The following is a 16,894-nucleotide window of genomic DNA, read 5'->3' on the forward strand; positions in this document are numbered from 1 at the left end:
TCACGCCTCGCCGGGAGCCGGCTCGCGGATCAGATAGCGGTAGACGCCGAGCAGATCGATCAGCAGCAGCACGATGTTCTGCGAGCCCAACGCCCAGTCCCGCATCATCGCCGCGCCGGCGAGCCACGCCACTGCCGACAGGCAGAACAGCACCATCGCCCAGCCGGTATCGCGCCGCCCCCAGTCCAGTGCCACGATGGTCGCCGCGATCATCCCGCTGATCGACGCGAACCAGCGGATCGGCTCGATATACGTCTCCATCCTCGCTGAGCGAGTGGTGCCGCAAAAGTATCCCGTGGAAATAAAGGCTTACGGACGATTTGCCGTGCCGCGAAGGTATCTCCGCCGCGAAACCCGACGGCGGCGCGACGGCGCTCGCAATGTCGCTGACGAGAAGGGGGGACCTCGGCAAAACCCCTGCCGTCATGCCGCACCCGGTCCGGCATCCACGCCGCAGGAGCGTCAGCCGGTGATGGCGCGGCAGGGTGGACCGCGAAACATGTCCGGTGTGACGGCGCGTTTCGGGTGATGCCGAGACTTTTGCGAGAGCCTCGTCAAAACATGAGTCTGCCGATCGTCGCGCCTCAGCCAGTCGCTCTGCCCGGCTCCCGCAACTCCGCCTGCGCACGACCGCTGCGACACCCTCCCGACCACCCCGGCGGAGGCCGGGGTCCAGTTGGAGACCCGTACTGAGGCAGGACAACGCTTCACCCGACTGGACCCCGGCCTCCGCCGGGGTGGTAAATCGGTGAGTGCATCCGTCCGAGGTTCGCCAGGCTCTCAACTCGGTCCGGCAGCCACAAGCACGCAGCCGCCGAGCTTCATGCCGGCGCGGCACGGCGGACGCCCGGACGGGTCCGGCATCCCCCCTCCAACCAACGAAGCGCGCGCCCGCCGGCCGGCACCGCCCGGCCGCTTTCACCGCAGACCGCATTGCCCCGCCTCCCGCCACCACCTAGATCGCACGCAACTAGAAACACCGGAGAGCGCATGTCCACCGATCCCGTCGTCATCGTCAGTTATGCCCGCACGCCGATGGGCTCGTTCCAGGGGTCGCTCGCCGGCGCCTCGGCGACCGAGCTCGGTGCCGCCGCCGCCGCCGCGGCGGTCGCGCGCGCACAGGCGCCCGCGGAGGCGATCGAGCGGATCTACATGGGCTGCGTGCTGCCCGCCGGGCTCGGCCAGGCGCCGGCGCGGCAGGCAGCGATCGGCGCGGGGCTCGGCACGCATGTCGAGGCGACGACGGTCAACAAGATGTGCGGATCGGGGATGCAGGCGGCGATCATGGCCGCGGATGCCCTCGCCGCGGGCTCTGCCGACCTGCTCGTCGCCGGCGGAATGGAGAGCATGACCAATGCCCCCTATCTGTCCAAGACGCATCGCAGCGGCGCACGCATCGGCCACGACACGATGTACGATCATATGTACCTCGACGGGCTGGAGGATGCGTACGAGCCGGGCCGGCTGATGGGCCATTTCGCCGAAGAAACCGCAGCCGATTACCAGTTCACGCGTCAGGCGATGGACGATTATGCGATCGAATCGCTGCACCGGGCGCAGCGCGCGCAGACCAGCGGTGCGTTCGATCGCGAGATCGTTGCGGTCGAGGTCAAGGGCCGCAAGGGCAGCACGACGGTGGCGCGCGACGAGCAGCCGGCGCGCGGCGACGTCGCCAAGATCCCGACGCTCAAGCCCGCCTTCTCGCGCGACGGCACGATCACCGCAGCCAATGCCTCGTCGATCTCCGACGGCGCCGCTGCGCTGGTGATGACGCGCGCCAGCGTCGCCGAGCGGCTCGGCCTCTCGCCGGTCGCGCGGATCGTCGCACACGCCGCGCATGCGCATGCGCCGGCGAAGTTCACCACCGCGCCGGTGTTCGCGATGCGCAAGGCGATGGAGCGCGCCGGCTGGAGCCGCGACGACGTCGACCTGTTCGAGGTCAACGAGGCGTTCGCGGTGGTGTCGATGATCGCGATCCACGATCTCGGCCTCGATCCGGCGCGGCTCAACGTCCATGGCGGCGCCTGCGCGCTCGGCCATCCGATCGGCGCGAGCGGCGCGCGCATCCTCGCGACGTTGCTGTCGGCGCTCGAGACCAACGGCCAGCGCCGCGGCCTCGCCTCGCTGTGCATCGGCGGCGGCGAGGCGACGGCGATGGCGGTCGAACTGGTGTGACCTAGCGAGGTCGCGCGGAGGCGTGCAGGGAGCGCTCGGGACTTGCCGAAACCTTGCGGGCCGCCGCGGCGCCAGCCGCTACCCGGGCGAAGCCACCGCCCTTTCTTCTCCGCGCCTCCGCGTGGATCATTGACCGTGCTGTGAACGCACGTCGTTGCGGGTTCACGCGAAGACGCGAAGACGCGAAGATAAGAAGAGGTTCACGCGGAGGCGCGGAGGCGCGGAGAAGAAGGAGGGAACGGCCCCGTCCAGCCTTCGCTCAAAGAGGTCGAGGAAGTGCGCTCACGCGCACCATCTTCGCGTCTTCGCGTGCATCATTCGGCGTCAGCCGTCTGACCGGTCGAGGCGGTCGCGCCATTCCATCGACCGCCCTTCTCTGCGCCTCTGCGCGAAAACATCCGGCCGCGATAAGCAGTGCGGCTTGGTAATGGAGGACGGCGCACAGGGTCGCTCGGACCGCGGCAGGCGAAAGCCGGCGACGTTACGGCAGCTGCTCGCCCGGCTCGACGCCCCACAGGCCGCTCGACTCGACATAGCCCGCCTGACCGTGGACGTCGAAGCGGCACCAGCCGCCGCCGCAGGCGCTGAGCCGGCCGACGACGCCCGGCGCCGCGCGCCACAGCAGCTTGGTGCCCGACGAGGCGCGTTCGTGCATCTCCAACGGCTGGGGGCCGCGGACGATCGCGGTGCGTCGGTCGCTGAGCAGCGCGGCGAGCATCCACCCCTGCGTGCCGCCGGGGTCCTCGACCTTGCGCCATTGCTTGAACACCGCGACCACCCGCACCGGCAGGTCGGCACGCTGGTAGAGCCAGCTCGCCGGATAGGTGCGGTCCGGCCCGGTGCGCATCCGCGCGCGGCCGGCGCTGATCGACGCGTAATAGGGGAGCGTCCGCTTCGCTTCGGCTGCCTGCGCGCTGCCGTCCGCCGTCAGCATCGCCAGCCCTGCGATCGCTAAAGCCCGAAGGCGCATGGTAACATTCCTTGACCGTGAAGCCCCTCTCTAGCGCAGGCGCCGGCCGGAGCAACGATCCGTTGACGCGGCGGATAGGCTCCGCCAAGCCGCTGACGCGATGTCACAGCCCCGCCAGACCCCGACGGTGATCGTCACCCGCGAACTCGCCGACACGGTGATGGACCGGCTGGAGGCGCTGTTCGATACGCGCAACAACCGCGGCGACACGGTGATGAGCCGCGCGGCGCTCGCCGCGGCGATGGCGGAATGCGACGTGCTCGTCCCCACCGTCACCGACGATATCGACGCCGCGCTGATCGCGGGCGCCGGCCCGCGCCTCAAGCTGATCGCCAATTACGGCGCGGGCGTGAACCATATCGCGCTCCAGGCGGCGCGCGCGCGCGGCATCATCGTCACCAACACGCCCGGCGTGCTGACCGAGGATACCGCCGACGTCGCGATGGCGCTGATCGTCTCGGTGCCGCGGCGGCTGGCGGAGGGCGAGAAGCTGGTGCGCGAGGGCGGCTGGCACGGCTGGAGCCCGGGGGGCATGCTCGGCCACCGCATCGGCGGCAAGGCGCTCGGCATCGTCGGCATGGGGCGGATCGGCCAGGCGGTGGCGCGGCGCGCGCGCGCCTTCGGGCTCGCCATCCATTACCACAACCGCCGCCGCCTGCCCGCGGTGCTAGAGGACGAGCTCGCCGCGACCTATCACGCCGATCTCGACGCAATGCTCGGCGCGATCGACATCCTCAGCATCCATACGCCGCTCAACGCCGACAGCCGCGACCTGATCGACCGGCGCCGCATCGGGCTGATGCGGCGCCACGTCCATGTCATCAACACCTCGCGCGGCGGCATCCTCGACGAAGTCGCGCTGGTCGATGCGTTGGAGGCGGGACAGCTCGCCGGCGCAGGGCTCGACGTATGGGAGCATGAACCGCGCATCGATCCGCGCCTGCTCGCCCTCCCCAATGTGGTGATGACGCCGCATATGGGATCGGCGACGTTCGAGGGCCGCCGCGCCTCGGGCGAGCGGGTCATCCAGAACATCCGCATGTGGGCAGACGGCCATCGCCCGCCCGATCAGGTGCTCGACGGCTGGGCGTGAGCCGATTGGCTCACCGATCGTGAGAAAATGTGTCTCATCGGAACACTTTGCTGCGCAGCACCATTTAGGGGCCTTCCAGTCAGAACAAGGATTAGCCCCATGTCCCGCAAGCCGCTCGCCTCCGTCGCCCTGCTCGCCGGCGTCGCGCTCAGCCTGTCGGCCTGTTCGACGCTCAAGGGCGCCGGCATCGGCGCGGCGGGTGGCGCGGGCGTCGCCGCCGCCACCGGCGGCAGCGTCGAAAAGGGTGCGGCGGTCGGCGGCACCGCCGGCGCCGTGGTCGGCACCGTCGCCGACTGAACCAGGTTCGGGAGCGCCGAGCGCCTCAACCCGGCGCTCCCGTACACTCTAGAATGTGCGCCCGTTCCCGGTCCTTGTCGCGGCCGAAGCGGGTGAGGATCGCGATCATCTCCGCCCGTCCGGGAACGTAGACGGTCGATGTCGCGACGGGCCGGGCTTGGCGCGTGCGCGGTGTCATCGACTGCCACGCCGGGCCGTCGGCGAGCATCAGCTCACCCATGATCTCGACGTCGCGATCCGCCCGCTGCCTGCGGGCGAAGAGTCGCGATCGAAACTGCGGATGGCGATCGGGCGCAGCGACCGTGAGCCCGAGCCGCAGCACCAGCGCCTCCGCATCGCGCCGGCTCGTCAACAGATCGATGTCGGCGACACTGGTCGCGCCGCCCAGCAGGACGACCGCGGCGCTGCCGATGATCCACCACGGATCGCGCGCCGGCCGCATCACCTCCGCGACGGCAATCAGCACGGCGGCGATATCCAGGTCCATCGCCACCGGGCCGCCGTCCTCAGTCCCCGGTCAGGATGCGATCGACGAGCTGCTTCACCGTTGGCACGAAACCGTTCGAATAGAAGGGATCGCGCTTGAAGTTATACGCCGCATGGCCGGCGAACATCAGGTTCTGGTCGATGTCGCCGCCATGCGCGATGTCCTGCAACGTCTTCTGGATGCAGAAGCTGCGCGGATCGGCGAGTCGGCCGGTCGAATTGGTTTCGCTGTCCGCCCAGCTTGAGAAGGAGCATTGCGACAGACAGCCCATGCAATCGGCCTGGTCCTTGCGGATGATACCCTTTTCGGTCGGCGTCACGAACACCAACGTATTGTCGGGCGTCTTGAGCGCGTCGGTGAAGCCCTCGCCGAACCACTGCCGCGCGCGGAGCAGGTCGTTGCGCGTCACCCAGAAGTTCTTGCCCTTCACGCCGACGTCGAGCTGGAAGACGTGGTCGCCAGCCTCCTGCGTCGAAAAGGCGATCTGCCGCTCGGAGCGCGCTTCGAGATTGCGCAGGAAGGGATTGCGCACCGCCGACGAATAGAAACCGGTCGGCGAGAAGCGATGGAGCAGCACCTCGCCTTCCTCGATCTCGGTCAGCTTCGCCTTCCACGCCTCGGGGATCGGGCTTTCCTGCGTCAGCAGCGGGCGGGTGCCATATTGGAAGGCGATCGTGCCGAGTTCGGGATGGTCGATCCAGTCGTTCCAGTCGCGCAGATACCAGACGCCGCCCGCCATCACGATCGGCGTCGTGTCGGGGATGCCGCCTTCGCGCATCACCGCGCGCAGCTCGGCGACGCGCGGGAACGGGTCCTGCGGCTTGAGCGGGTCTTCGGCGTTAGACAGGCCGTTGTGGCCGCCGGCGAGCCAGGGGTCTTCATAGACCACCGCCGCCAGCCATTCCGCCGCCTTCGAATAGGCGCGCTTCCACAGCGCGCGGAAGGCGCGGCCCGACGAGACGATCGGCAGATAGGACACACCGTAGGAAGCGGTGATCTCGGACAGCTTGTACGGCATGCCCGCGCCGCAGGTGACGCCCGCGACCATGCCGCGGGTGCGTTCCAGCACGCCGTGCAGGATCCGCTGCGCGCCGCCCATCTCCCACAGCACGTTGATGTTGATCGCGCCCTTGCCGCCGGCGATCTCGAACGCGCGATGGACCTGCTGCACCGCGCCCTCGATCGCATAGGCGATCAGTTCCTCGTGCCGCTCGCGCCGGGTCAGCGCGCGATAGACCTGCGGGATGATCTTGCCCTCGGGGTCATAGCTGTCGGCATTGACCGCGGAGACCGTGCCGATCCCGCCCGCTGCGGCCCAGGCGCCGGCGGAGGCGTGGTTGGTCGCGGCGACGCCCTTGCCCCCCTCGACCAGTGGCCAGACCTCGCGGCCATTGTAGACGATCGGCTTCAGGCCCTTGAACACGGAAAATTGCACCTCATCCGGGGTAAATGCGGCCGGCTATACAAGAAGCCGGCGGCGAAGCGAAGCAATTGCGCGTTGCGCGCGATCAGACCGACCTGCTGCCCTTTAGCCGACGGTTAACGCCGATGCGCCACAAGCCCCGCTCGACACGCGATGCGAGGGGGGAAGGACGGGCGATGGGGATCCTCAATCATCTGATTGCGCCGCGCCGCGCCGGGGCGATGCACGCCGCACTGGCGCAGGCGCCGTTCGGTGCGCTGCTGCTGCCGCAGTTCGAACGGCTCGGGCGTGCGGCGGGGCGGCTGCCGGAGGGTGGGCCGACCGGCTCGGCCTGGTCGCGCGCCTATGTGCTCGGCGCGGCCTGCGCGTCGTTGCAGCAGCCGGGCGGTGCGCCGATCAGCGACCAGACCTGCTTCGCCACCGCGCTCGACGCCTTCACGCTGACCTATGGCGCACGCCGTGCCCGCGCGATCCTCGCCGCCACCATCGCCGCCGCCGAGGCGCAGGAGCCCGAGGTGGAGGACGGCCTGTTGCAGGGCGCCGCCGATCTCGCTTTGGTCGCGGCGGGCGCACCGGGCGCATCGCTCCATTTCGCGACACGGATCGTGGAGGAACTCGCCGAAGCGGCATGAGGCGCCACCTACGTCCGGTCGACATCGAGTCGCCGGCTAAGCCGCGTGCTGCGGCCGAAAATTGGTTCGCGCGGAGGCGCAGAGGACGCGGAGAGACTGGATTCGGGCGACGCGCGCCTGCATGTCCGTGGCGTGAGATCGCAGGTGCCAGCGCGGCGCGCGCACCCCTCCGCGCCTCTGCGCGAACCCCTTCGACGCATCCGGATCTTGCGCGGCGGTGATCGCCGATCCGGCTAGAACCCCCGCCCCAGCGTCGCACCGTACAGCGACTCGTAGCGCGCGATCATCGCCGCTTCGTCATAGGCGGCGCGCGCCTTCTCCCGGTTCGCCGCGCCGATCCGCGCCCGCAGGGCGGCGTCCGAGACCAGCGCCTGCAACGCATCGCGCAACAGCACCTCGTCGCCACCGGTGACATAGGGCGCATTCTCCGCGGCGACCATCTGCGGCACGTCGCCGACCGGGGTGCTGACCACCGGCAGCCCCGCCGCCATCCCCTCGACGACGCTGATCGGGAATTGCTCGCTCGCCGACGACAGCGCGAGGATGTCGAAATGGCCGATGTAGCGGTGCGGGTCGGCGAGGAAGCCCGGCAGCACGACGCGGTCGGCGATGCCCATGGCGCGCGCGGTCGATTCGATCGCGGCGCGTTCCGGCCCCTCGCCGACGATCACCAGCCGGAACTTGCCGGCGATGCCGCCGCAGGCCCGGACCAGCAGCGGCAGGTTCTTGACCGTGCGCAGGCCGGCGAGCGCCCCGATCACCACCTCCTTGCCGTTGGCGACGAAGCCGGGGATCGCCCGCGGATCGGGCTTCTTCGTGTAGAGCGCGGTGGGAATGCCGTTGCTGATGCGGTGGACGCGCGCGGGCGGCTGCTTCCACGTCCGCAGCGCGATCCGTTCGAGCGATTCGGACGGCACGACCAGCGCCTGCGCCGCACTCAGGGCGATGCGACGGTAGACGTTGCGCTCGACCTTCAGCCCCTGCGCCTCGTCGGCGTTGAAGCCGTCCTCGTGATGGATCAGCGGCGGCGCGCCCTTGGCGAAGACGCGCCGCGCCATCACCCCGTCGATCGCGCCCCAATTATAGGTCAGCACCAGGTCGAAGCGCCGCATGAACCGCGCCAGCGCCTCGTAGCGCGCCACCGACGGGCGTCCGGTCAGCGCCGGCGGATCCTGCGCGATCTCGTAGCGCACGCCCTTGGCGATCGCGGCGCGCGCGCCGAGCTGGTCGGGAACGCCGCTGACGATGGTATGGCGCAGCCGATCGCCGAAGGCGTTCATCAGCCGTACGGCACGCGCCTCCTTGCCGCCCAGGCTGAAGCTCGAATGAAGGTGGAGGACATGCGGCGTCATGCGCATCGATCTACCCGCGTCCGCCGCCATTCGAAAGCGTTAGCGCAAGCGCAGCAGCCGCCCCTCGACCAGCGATCGCCACAGCCATTCGACCGGCGCGATGCGGAAGCGGCGCAACCACCCGACCGCGGCGGCGAGCAGCAGCGCGTCGACGGCGAACGCCACCGCCATCATCGCCGCCCAGCCCATCCGTCCGTAGAGTCCGAGGCCATAGGGCGAGAAGATCAGCCACGAGACGATCAGCGTCTGCGCGATATACACGGTCAGCGCGCATCGCCCCGCCGCCGCGAACGGTACTAGCCAGGCGCGACCGCGCGGATGCGACAGCAGCAGCGCCAGTCCCGCGACATGACCCGCGGTCGTCGCCAGCCGCGCGATGTCCTCGACCATCCAGACATGGCCGACCTGCCCGTCGAAGCGCGTCGCCTCCCACGCGCCGGCGATGCGCAGTGGCAGGCCGATGCCGTACCCCCAGGCGAGCATCCGCCGATAGCGACGCCGCGACCAGCCGCCCTGCAACGCCCCCATCCGGAACAGCGCCGCGCCGACCAGCATCGTCGCCGCCGCCTCCCAGACATAGACGATCTCCTCGCCGCCCAGCCGCTCCAGCGCGACGCGCCGCTGCCCGGCGGTCCAGGCGGCGCGATCGCCGTGGCCGAAGGCGTCTTCGCGCACCACCGCCGCCGCATCCGCCGCCGCCGCCTGCGCGCGGGCCGCCGCCGGCACCTGCGTCGTCAGCCCGGCGGCGAGCGTGAAGGCGGCATAGGAGAGCCCGAGTACGATCAGCGCGCGGGTCGACACCCGCCGCGCCGCGCACGCGAGCAGCGCGGCGACCGCATAAGTGTGAAGGATATCGCCCGGCCACAGCAGCAGGAACATATGCGCGATGCCCAGGGCCCACAGCACGAGGTTGCGCCAGCCGTAGCGCAAGGTCACCCCGAGCGGATGATCGCTCGCCGCCGCGAAGCGATCGGTGAGGATCAGCATCCCCGCACCGAACAGCATCTCGAGCAGCGCGCGTGCCGTCCCCTCGACGAGCAGCGTCTGCGTCCACCAGGCGATCCGGTCGGCGCCGCTCCAGCCGATATGGCGGATGTCGGACCAATTGGCGGTCATCGACGCGCCCATCTCGCCGATGTTCATGAACAGGATGGCGAGGATCGCCACGCCGCGCAGCACGTCGAGCTGGATCAGCCGCGGCGCGCCGTCGGGCTCGTCCGCGGGCGGCGCGGCTGCGGTCATGCCGCAGCGCGCGCGAGCAGCCGGTCGATCGGATCGTGCAGCGCCGCCTCGGCGAGGGTCGGCGCGTGGCCGAGACCCGGCAGCGTCACCAGCTCGGCCCGGTCGAGCGCGGCGACCATCCGCTCGGCGACCGGCTGCGACAGCACGTCGGATCGCCCGCCGCGCACGACCAGCACCGGCACGTCGCGCAATGCCGCCAGCGCCGTCCACATGTCCGGCCCGCTCTCGTTGCCGGGGGTGCGGAACGGCTCGGCGATCTTGAGGTCATAGTCGAGCACGATGCGCCCGCTGCTGGTCAGCCGATAGACGCGCTTGGCCATCGCCAGCCAGTCCTCGATCCGCCAGTCGGGATAGATGTCGGCATTGCCGTCCTGCAGCGCGCGCGCGGCGTGCATCCAGGTCGGACAGCTGCTCGCCTTGCCGACATAGCCGCGGATGCGGCTGATCCCGCCCGCCTCGATCTCCGGGCCGACGTCGTTGAGCAGCGCCGCGGCGATCCCCGCCCCGGCCTGCGCGAGCAGCATCGTCACGATCCCGCCGAGCGAGGTACCGACCGCGACGAAGCGGGTGATGCCGCGCTCGGCAAGCAGGGCCTGCACGTCGGCGACATAGGTGGCCGGGACATAGGTCGCCGGGTCCTTGGCATAGTCGCTGCGGCCGCGACCGCGGAAATCGACCGCGATGACCTGCCGCGGACCGGCGAGCCGCGCGGCGAGGTGATCGAAGTCGCGCGCATTGCGGGTCAGCCCCGGCAGGCACAGCACCGGCGGCGCCGCGGCATCGCCGGGATAGAGCCGATAATGCAGCTTGAGCCCGTCGGCGGACGACCAATAGCAATGTTCGTAGGCGGCCATAGCGGTATCCCGGGGTTGCGCGCGGCGATGCGCGCCCTCCATATCCACGGATGCCCACCGACCCGCAAGCATACCACCCCGCCGCCGCATTGCTCGATCTCGGCACCACGCTGTCGGACCCGGTGGAGGCGGCGCGCTTCCCCGCGACGCGGCTGCGCTTCCGCAACGACCGCGCCGCCGCCGGGGTCGGGCTGGCGACGCTCGACGACGGCGAATGGATCGACGCCTTCGGCCGCTTCGTGCCGCTGCCCGGCACGCTGCCGCAGCCGCTCGCGCTGCGCTATCACGGCCATCAGTTCCGCCAGTATAGTCCGGACATCGGCGACGGCCGCGGCTTTACCTTCGCCCAGTTGCACGACCGCGACGGCCGGCTGATGGACCTCGGCACCAAGGGGTCGGGCACGACGCCGTACAGCCGCTTCGGCGACGGTCGGCTGACGCTAAAGGGCGGCGTGCGCGAGATCCTCGCCACCGAGATGCTCGAGGCGCTCAACGTGCCGACCAGCCGCACGCTGTCGCTGATCGAGACGGGTGAGGAGCTGGTCCGCGGCGACGAACCCTCGCCGACCCGTTCGGCGGTGCTCGTCCGGCTGAGTCACGGCCATATCCGCATCGGCAGCTTCCAGCGGCTCGCCTATCATCAGGACGAGGCGGGGATGCGCGCGCTCGTCCGCTACGTGCTCGCCAACCTCTACGGCGAGGAGTTGGACGATCCGATCCGCCTGCTCGACCATGTCGTCGGCCGCACCGCGACGCTCGCCGCGCGCTACATGGCGGCGGGGTTCGTCCACGGTGTGCTCAACAGCGACAATATCAACGTCACCGGCGAGAGCTTCGACTACGGCCCGTGGCGGTTCGCGCCGACCTGGGACGCCGCCTTCACCGCCGCCTATTTCGATCACGCCGGCCTCTACGCCTTCGGTCGCCAGCCCGAAGCGATCCACTGGGACGTGATGCAGCTCGCCAGCAGCCTGCGCCTGATCGCCGAGAGCGACCCGCTGATCGCGACGCTCGAAACCTTCGCGCCGCGCTATCAGGAGGCGATCACCGCCGCCCTGCTCTGGCGGCTCGGCGTCGTGCCGCACACGCCCGACGCCGACCGCGCGCTCGTCCAGACGATGGAGCGGGCGCTGCGGACCACGCAGGTGCCGCTCGACCGTTTCTTCTTCGACGTGTTCGGCGGCGTGCTGCCGGCGGACTATGGCGAGGACTGGCAGGCGCTGCGCGCGGCGCTCGCCGGTTATGCGCCGCGCTCGTCGCGCGACCATCGTTACTGGCGAGGCGAACCCTGTGGCCTGCTGATCGACGAGGTCGAGGCGATCTGGGCGCCGATCGCCGCCGCGGACGACTGGACCGCGCTCAACGACAAGGTCGCGGCGATCCGCGAGATGGGCGAGGCGCTCGCCTAGTGGCAAGACGGATTGAGCGAGCGCAAACGCCCGTGATATATTCAGGGCCGTGCGCGCGGCTCATAACGAAATAACGCCTTCTATTTCGACGTATGCCTCTCCAAAATTCGGACGATGAGCCGATCGACAAAGCAGGCCGTTCGGAGCGGTGACGACCCGTGCGCCATTCATCTTCAACGCGTGAGCAACGGCGTCAACAGCAAAGAAAACTTCCTTCCATTTAATTTCTTTTGGCGGGGAAAAACAGATCTGGAAAGCCTGCAGCCTATCCCCCATCCAGTTATCGACGGCGTTCTTGACCACACCCAGCTGGTCTGGCGTCAGCTCGCTTTGATCGCCGAACCGGACGATGAAGGGCCCTGCAATTGGATCGTATGTCCTCATCACCGGCGGTGGCGACAGCGTTCGCGCCTGATCTGCCGGCGGCGGCAATAGCCCGATTGCAGCAACCACTAGAATGCGCTGGGACAGAGCAAAAAGAGAGAAGATATCGACCATGCGCGCAATGGTAATACGGCGCTGCCGCCTTACAACGCCCGATCTTGCCGCCCCGCCGTCATTCGCCTAACCCGCTGCGGATAAACGACGGGACAGGCATGGCTGACGCGATCAACTCCCACGAACCCGCCACCGGCGCGCTGCTCTGGAGCGGCGCGATCGGCGATGTCGACGCCGAGGTCACCGCCGCGCGCAACGGCTGGGCGCAATGGGCGGCGCTGCCGCTGACCGTGCGGATCGAGACGTTGCGCCGCTTCGGCAACGTCGTCCGCCAGCGCCACGAGCCCTTCGCCGACCTGATCGCCCGAGAAACCGGCAAACCCCTGTGGGAGGCGCGGACCGAGGTCGACAGCGTCATCGCCAAGGTCGACATTTCGGTGACCGCCTATGCCGAGCGGAGCGCGCAGCGCCGGCTCGAATCGCCGATGGGCAGCCGCATGGCGCTGCGCCACAAGCCGCACGGCGTGCTGGCGGTGCTCGGCCCGTATAATTTCCCGGCGCATCTGCCCAACGGCCATATCGTCCCCGCGCTGCTCGCCGGCAATGCGGTGGTGTTCAAGCCGTCCGAGAAGACGCCGGCGACCGGCGCCTATCTGGTCGACTGTTTCCGCGCCGCCGGCGTGCCCGAAGCGTGCATCCGCCTGCTCGTCGGCGGCCCGGCGGAGGGCAAGGCGCTCGCCGACCATGACGATATCGACGGGCTGCTGTTCACCGGCTCGGCGCGCACCGGCCTGGCGCTCAACCGCGCCTTCGCCACCAAGCCCGAGAAGATCCTCGCGCTGGAGATGGGCGGCAACAATCCGATCCTCGTCTGGGACACGCCCGACCTTCATTCCGCGGCGGTGCTGGTCATCCAGTCCGCCTTCACCACCGCCGGCCAGCGCTGCACTGCCGCGCGCCGGCTGATCGTCGAGGAGCGGCTGTACGAACCGCTGATCGAGGCGATCTGCGGACTGGTCGGCCGGCTGATCGTCGGCAGCCCGCACGACGATCCGCAGCCGTTCATGGGGCCGGTGATCGACAATGACGTCGCCGACCAGCTCGGCGAGAGCTTCCTCGAACTGCTGATGCGCGGCGGCCGGCCGATCCGCCACCTCGAACGCCCGGTCGCCGACCGCCCCTTCCTCACCCCGGCGCTGATCGACATGACCGCGGCGACCGAGCATCCCGACATCGAGCTGTTCGGCCCCATCCTCCAGGTGTATCGCGCCACCGACTTCGACGAGGCGATCGGCATCGCCAACACCACCCGCTACGGCCTGTCCGCGGCATTGGTCAGCCAGACGCCGGCACTCTACGACCGCTTCTGGGCGAGCATCCGCGCCGGCATCGTCAACTGGAACCGCCCGACCAACGGCGCCTCCTCCGCCGCGCCGTTCGGCGGCATCGGCTGGAGCGGCAACCACCGCCCGAGCGCCTATTACGCCGCCGACTACTGCGCCTATCCGGTGGTCAGCAACGAAGCGGAAGCCGCACGCGCCAACCTCGGCATCGGCCTGCGCGACGCGTGAGGAGGGTGGCACCCGAAGAATCTCTGAAGGAGGGGTAGGTCCGCCCCGGCAAGCGAGACTTCTGTGACAGTCCACTAGGCTGCCAAACGCACCGGCTTTCCCGCGCATGCGGGCACCTAGTGGCCAAGCAGAACAAACACCCGATGCAAGAAGAGAACCGGGCTCCCGCCTTCGGGAGCACTGATGGGACTGGACAGATTGGCGGCAAGCACCCCTGGATCGGCGATCAGCCACTTCTGATACCGCGGCGCGCGGCGCGCGCCTAAGATGAGGCCATGCCCCTCACCGCCCTTGGCCAGCGTATCTGCATCATCGGACCGTCGAACAGCGGCAAGTCGACGCTGGCGCAGGCGATCGGCCGTGTGCGGGAGCTGCCGGTGGTGCATCTCGACCGCCTTTACCATCTGCCCGGCACCGACTGGCAGCCGCGCGCCACCGCCGACTTCGTCGCGCTGCACGATGCGGCGATCGCCGGCGAGCGCTGGGTGATCGACGGCAATTACGCGATCTGCCAGCCGCAGCGGCTGGCGCGCGCCACCGGCGTCATCCTGCTCGACGTGCCGACGCTGACCAGCCTGCGCCGCTATGTCCTGCGCTGCTGGTCGGCGGGGAATCGCGTCGGTGGCCTCGACGGCGGGCGCGACAGCGTCAAATGGGCGATGCTGCGCCATATCGCCGGCACCACCCGCGCCAACCGGCGCCGCTACGCCGCGCTGGCCGGCACGCTTGCCGTGCCGCACATCCGCCTTGCTGGTCCGCGCGCGATCGCCGCTTTCTACCGCCGCGCCGGGCTCACGCCGCGGTGACGTGGCGGACGGCGGGCATCGTCACCGCCGGCAGGCAGCGGAAGCCGGGTCGGGCGAGCAGATAGCCCTGGATGTAGCGGATGCCAAGGCCGCGCAGCACGTCATATTCCGCGATCGTCTCGATCCCCTCGGCGATCACCGTGATGCCGAGCGACCGCGCGATCCGCACCACGCCTTCGACGATCATCCGGCGCGGCAGGCTGGTGTCGATGTCGCGGATCAGGTCCATGTCGAGCTTGAGGAAATCGGTCTGGAAGCGGGCGAGCAGCGCAAGCCCCGCATGGCCCGCGCCGAAATCGTCGACCGCTGTGCCGAAGCCCATCGCCGCATAGGATTCGACGATCGTCTTGACGTGCGCGGTGTCGGTCATCTCCTCATTCTCGGTGAATTCGAAGATCAGCCGGTCGGTCGGCAGGCCGGTGGCATGCGCGGTGCGCAGCGTCAGTTGGATGCAGGCGAGCGGCGAATAGACGGCATTGGGCAGGAAGTTGATCGACAGCCGCGCGTCGCCGTCGAGGATCCCAGCCGCCACCGCGCCCTCGATCGCCGCGACCCGGCATTGCTGGTCGAAGGCATAGCGATTGTCCGGCGTCACCTGCGCCAGCACCGCCGCCGCCCCTGCCCCGTCGGCGCCGCGGACCAGCGCCTCGTAAGCGAAGGGCCTGCCGGTCTCGACATCGACGATCGGCTGGAACGCCATGGCGATGGCGAAGCGATGCTGCTCCGATTGACATCCCTGACATCCGGCGGACTGAACGTGCTGCATCGGTTCAGCTAGGACCGGGGGTGCTAAACTTTCGTGAAGATGACTTTAACCGGTGAAACGGGCGCAAGGGCCGCCGTCCCAAGTTCGCCTAGTCCGCGGCCAAGCAACGCTGGCTTGTTCCGCTGCCGCCGTCGCGCCATCTGCTCACCATCATGGCCACGCTTCTCGATCCCAATGCCCGCGGGCGCGTCATCCTGGTCGGTGCCGGTCCCGGCGATCCCGGTCTGCTCACCGTGCGCGCGGTCGAGGCGCTGCGCAGCGCCGATATCGTCGTCCACGACGGGCTGATCGACGCGCGCGTGCTCGACATCGCGCCACCGCAGGCGCAGCGCATCTCGGTCGCGAAGCGGCGCGCGCGGCATACGCTGCCGCAGGAGGCGATCAACGCGCTGATCGTCGCGCATGTGAAGACCGGCGCGATCGTCGTCCGGCTCAAGGGCGGCGACCCGTTCATCTTCGGACGCGGCGGCGAGGAGGTCGAGGCGGTGCGCGCCGCCGGTCTGCCGGTCGAGGTGATCCCCGGCGTCTCGGCGGCGCTCGGCTGCGCGGCGGAGGCGATGCTGCCGCTCACCCATCGCGACCACAGCAGCGCGGTCAGCTTCGTCGCCGGCCAGTGCAAGGGGCTGGCGGATCAGGACTGGGCGGGGCTCGCCGGACAGGGTCGCACGCTCGTCATCTACATGGGCGTCGCCACTGCCGCCGACATCGCCGACAAATTGATGGCGGACGGCGTCGCGCCCGACATGCCGGTCGCGGTGCTCGAACGCGGCACGCTCGCGGGCAGCCGCGCGCTGCGCACCCTGCTCGCCGACCTCGGGCCGATGGTGGCACGCGAGGCGGTGCAGAGCCCGGCGATCATCGTCGTCGGCGAGGTGGTCGAACTGTCCGACGCCGAGGACAAGCTCGCCCGCTGGGCGCGCGTCGCCGAGGGGATGGTGGCATGAGACTGCTCACCGGCAACGACCTGCCGACCGGCGACGTCGTCTGGTGGACCGGCAGCGGCTGGTCGCGCCATGTCGAGGACGCCGCCGACGTCGGCCAGGAGGGCGAGGCGATCCTGCGCCGCGAGGAAGGCGCGCGCCGGGTCAACGTCCCCTATCTGATCGACGCGATCGCGACGCCCGACGGGCCGCGGCCTGCGCATATCAAGGACCGTATCCGCGCGCTCGGCCCGACGGTGCGGCCCGACCTGACCTTGCGGCCGGCGGACCCCGCCGCGGGGAGCTGGGTGATATGAGCGGGCGACGAGCGGTACCCGGCGGTCGTCGGGCCCGTGCGAGAATGTGGAAGCCGACCCCCTCCCCATCGTCATCCCGGCGCAGGCCGGGATGACGATGGAGGGAAGGTCTCCCGTACCGACACAGTCTCACCCCCGCCCC

Annotated in this window: 18 protein-coding genes; 9 read left to right on the plus strand and 9 right to left on the minus strand. The window is 69.7% G+C overall.

The features are described 5' to 3' along the window. Window positions 1–261: a hypothetical protein gene (locus PBN85_RS14130; RefSeq protein ID WP_235199541.1), complete on the minus strand. Its 261-nt coding sequence runs from the start codon at window positions 259–261 to the stop codon at window positions 1–3. A gap of 729 nt (window positions 262–990) precedes the next feature. Between PBN85_RS14130 and PBN85_RS14135 the strand changes: the two genes are divergently transcribed. Next, the gene (locus PBN85_RS14135) at window positions 991–2,175 is read left to right on the plus strand and encodes an acetyl-CoA C-acyltransferase (RefSeq protein ID WP_271299399.1); all 1,185 of its coding nucleotides are present in this window, start codon (window positions 991–993) and stop codon (window positions 2,173–2,175) included. A 481-nt stretch (window positions 2,176–2,656) separates the two neighbouring features. Here PBN85_RS14135 and PBN85_RS14140 read toward each other — a convergent pair whose 3' ends face one another. After that, window positions 2,657–3,145: an SH3 domain-containing protein gene (locus PBN85_RS14140; RefSeq protein ID WP_037532116.1), complete on the minus strand. Its 489-nt coding sequence runs from the start codon at window positions 3,143–3,145 to the stop codon at window positions 2,657–2,659. A 100-nt stretch (window positions 3,146–3,245) separates the two neighbouring features. On the opposite strand from PBN85_RS14140, the gene PBN85_RS14145 reads away from it, so the two are divergent. Both PBN85_RS14145 and PBN85_RS14150 read left to right on the plus strand, forming a co-directional pair. Continuing rightward, complete coding sequence (locus PBN85_RS14145) at window positions 3,246–4,238, plus strand: 2-hydroxyacid dehydrogenase (RefSeq protein WP_271299400.1); 993 nt, start codon at window positions 3,246–3,248, stop codon at window positions 4,236–4,238. 99 nt (window positions 4,239–4,337) lie between these two features. Next, window positions 4,338–4,535, plus strand: coding sequence for a hypothetical protein (locus PBN85_RS14150; protein ID WP_037532114.1), 198 nt, complete (start codon window positions 4,338–4,340; stop codon window positions 4,533–4,535). A gap of 25 nt (window positions 4,536–4,560) precedes the next feature. Here PBN85_RS14150 and PBN85_RS14155 read toward each other — a convergent pair whose 3' ends face one another. Both PBN85_RS14155 and PBN85_RS14160 read right to left on the minus strand, forming a co-directional pair. Continuing rightward, the gene (locus tag PBN85_RS14155) at window positions 4,561–5,022 is read right to left on the minus strand and encodes a nucleotidyltransferase domain-containing protein (RefSeq protein WP_443026788.1); all 462 of its coding nucleotides are present in this window, start codon (window positions 5,020–5,022) and stop codon (window positions 4,561–4,563) included. A gap of 19 nt (window positions 5,023–5,041) precedes the next feature. Then, window positions 5,042–6,445, minus strand: coding sequence for an NAD(P)H-dependent flavin oxidoreductase (locus tag PBN85_RS14160; RefSeq protein WP_037532111.1), 1,404 nt, complete (start codon window positions 6,443–6,445; stop codon window positions 5,042–5,044). Window positions 6,446–6,621: 176 nt separating this feature from the next. On the opposite strand from PBN85_RS14160, the gene PBN85_RS14165 reads away from it, so the two are divergent. Continuing rightward, window positions 6,622–7,077 (plus strand): hypothetical protein, encoded by a 456-nt coding sequence (locus PBN85_RS14165; RefSeq protein ID WP_271299402.1) that lies wholly within the window; start codon window positions 6,622–6,624, stop codon window positions 7,075–7,077. Between the two features lie 233 nt (window positions 7,078–7,310). Here the strand turns inward: PBN85_RS14165 and PBN85_RS14170 are convergent, their stop codons facing one another. From PBN85_RS14170 to PBN85_RS14180, 3 genes are read right to left on the minus strand one after another with little or no spacing between them, the layout of a single operon-like run. Next, window positions 7,311–8,435: a glycosyltransferase family 4 protein gene (locus tag PBN85_RS14170; protein ID WP_373276443.1), complete on the minus strand. Its 1,125-nt coding sequence runs from the start codon at window positions 8,433–8,435 to the stop codon at window positions 7,311–7,313. Between the two features lie 33 nt (window positions 8,436–8,468). Continuing rightward, on the minus strand, window positions 8,469–9,671 hold the full coding sequence (locus PBN85_RS14175; RefSeq protein ID WP_271299404.1) for a DUF418 domain-containing protein: 1,203 nt from the start codon (window positions 9,669–9,671) through the stop codon (window positions 8,469–8,471). Beyond that, complete coding sequence (locus tag PBN85_RS14180; RefSeq protein ID WP_271299405.1) at window positions 9,668–10,525, minus strand: alpha/beta fold hydrolase; 858 nt, start codon at window positions 10,523–10,525, stop codon at window positions 9,668–9,670. Before PBN85_RS14180 ends, PBN85_RS14175 begins: the two co-directional genes overlap by 4 nt. Window positions 10,526–10,575: 50 nt before the next feature. On the opposite strand from PBN85_RS14180, the gene PBN85_RS14185 reads away from it, so the two are divergent. Beyond that, a complete protein-coding gene (locus PBN85_RS14185) occupies window positions 10,576–11,934 on the plus strand; it encodes a protein adenylyltransferase SelO family protein (RefSeq protein WP_271299406.1) in 1,359 nt (452 codons plus the stop codon). Between the two features lie 60 nt (window positions 11,935–11,994). Here the strand turns inward: PBN85_RS14185 and PBN85_RS14190 are convergent, their stop codons facing one another. Continuing rightward, window positions 11,995–12,432, minus strand: a complete 438-nt coding sequence (locus PBN85_RS14190; protein ID WP_152542124.1) for a hypothetical protein — start codon at window positions 12,430–12,432, stop codon at window positions 11,995–11,997. A 98-nt stretch (window positions 12,433–12,530) separates the two neighbouring features. Between PBN85_RS14190 and astD the strand changes: the two genes are divergently transcribed. Continuing rightward, complete coding sequence (gene astD / locus PBN85_RS14195) at window positions 12,531–13,943, plus strand: succinylglutamate-semialdehyde dehydrogenase (protein ID WP_271299407.1); 1,413 nt, start codon at window positions 12,531–12,533, stop codon at window positions 13,941–13,943. A 275-nt stretch (window positions 13,944–14,218) separates the two neighbouring features. Beyond that, window positions 14,219–14,749, plus strand: coding sequence for an AAA family ATPase (locus PBN85_RS14200; RefSeq protein ID WP_271299408.1), 531 nt, complete (start codon window positions 14,219–14,221; stop codon window positions 14,747–14,749). Here PBN85_RS14200 and PBN85_RS14205 read toward each other — a convergent pair. Continuing rightward, complete coding sequence (locus PBN85_RS14205; protein WP_271299409.1) at window positions 14,736–15,449, minus strand: EAL domain-containing protein; 714 nt, start codon at window positions 15,447–15,449, stop codon at window positions 14,736–14,738. The two genes, PBN85_RS14200 and PBN85_RS14205, sit on opposite strands and share 14 nt — an antisense overlap. Before the next feature lie 218 nt (window positions 15,450–15,667). On the opposite strand from PBN85_RS14205, the gene cobA reads away from it, so the two are divergent. Further along, the gene (gene cobA, locus PBN85_RS14210; RefSeq protein WP_037532092.1) at window positions 15,668–16,459 is read left to right on the plus strand and encodes a uroporphyrinogen-III C-methyltransferase; all 792 of its coding nucleotides are present in this window, start codon (window positions 15,668–15,670) and stop codon (window positions 16,457–16,459) included. After that, window positions 16,456–16,752: a DUF2849 domain-containing protein gene (locus tag PBN85_RS14215; RefSeq protein ID WP_037532090.1), complete on the plus strand. Its 297-nt coding sequence runs from the start codon at window positions 16,456–16,458 to the stop codon at window positions 16,750–16,752. The genes cobA and PBN85_RS14215 overlap by 4 nt, the downstream gene beginning before the upstream one ends. Window positions 16,753–16,894: the final 142 nt, after the last annotated feature.

It is taken from the genome of Sphingomonas sp. CV7422 (assembly GCF_027945725.1).
In the GTDB taxonomy this organism is placed as follows: Bacteria; Pseudomonadota; Alphaproteobacteria; order Sphingomonadales; family Sphingomonadaceae; genus Sphingomonas; species Sphingomonas kyungheensis.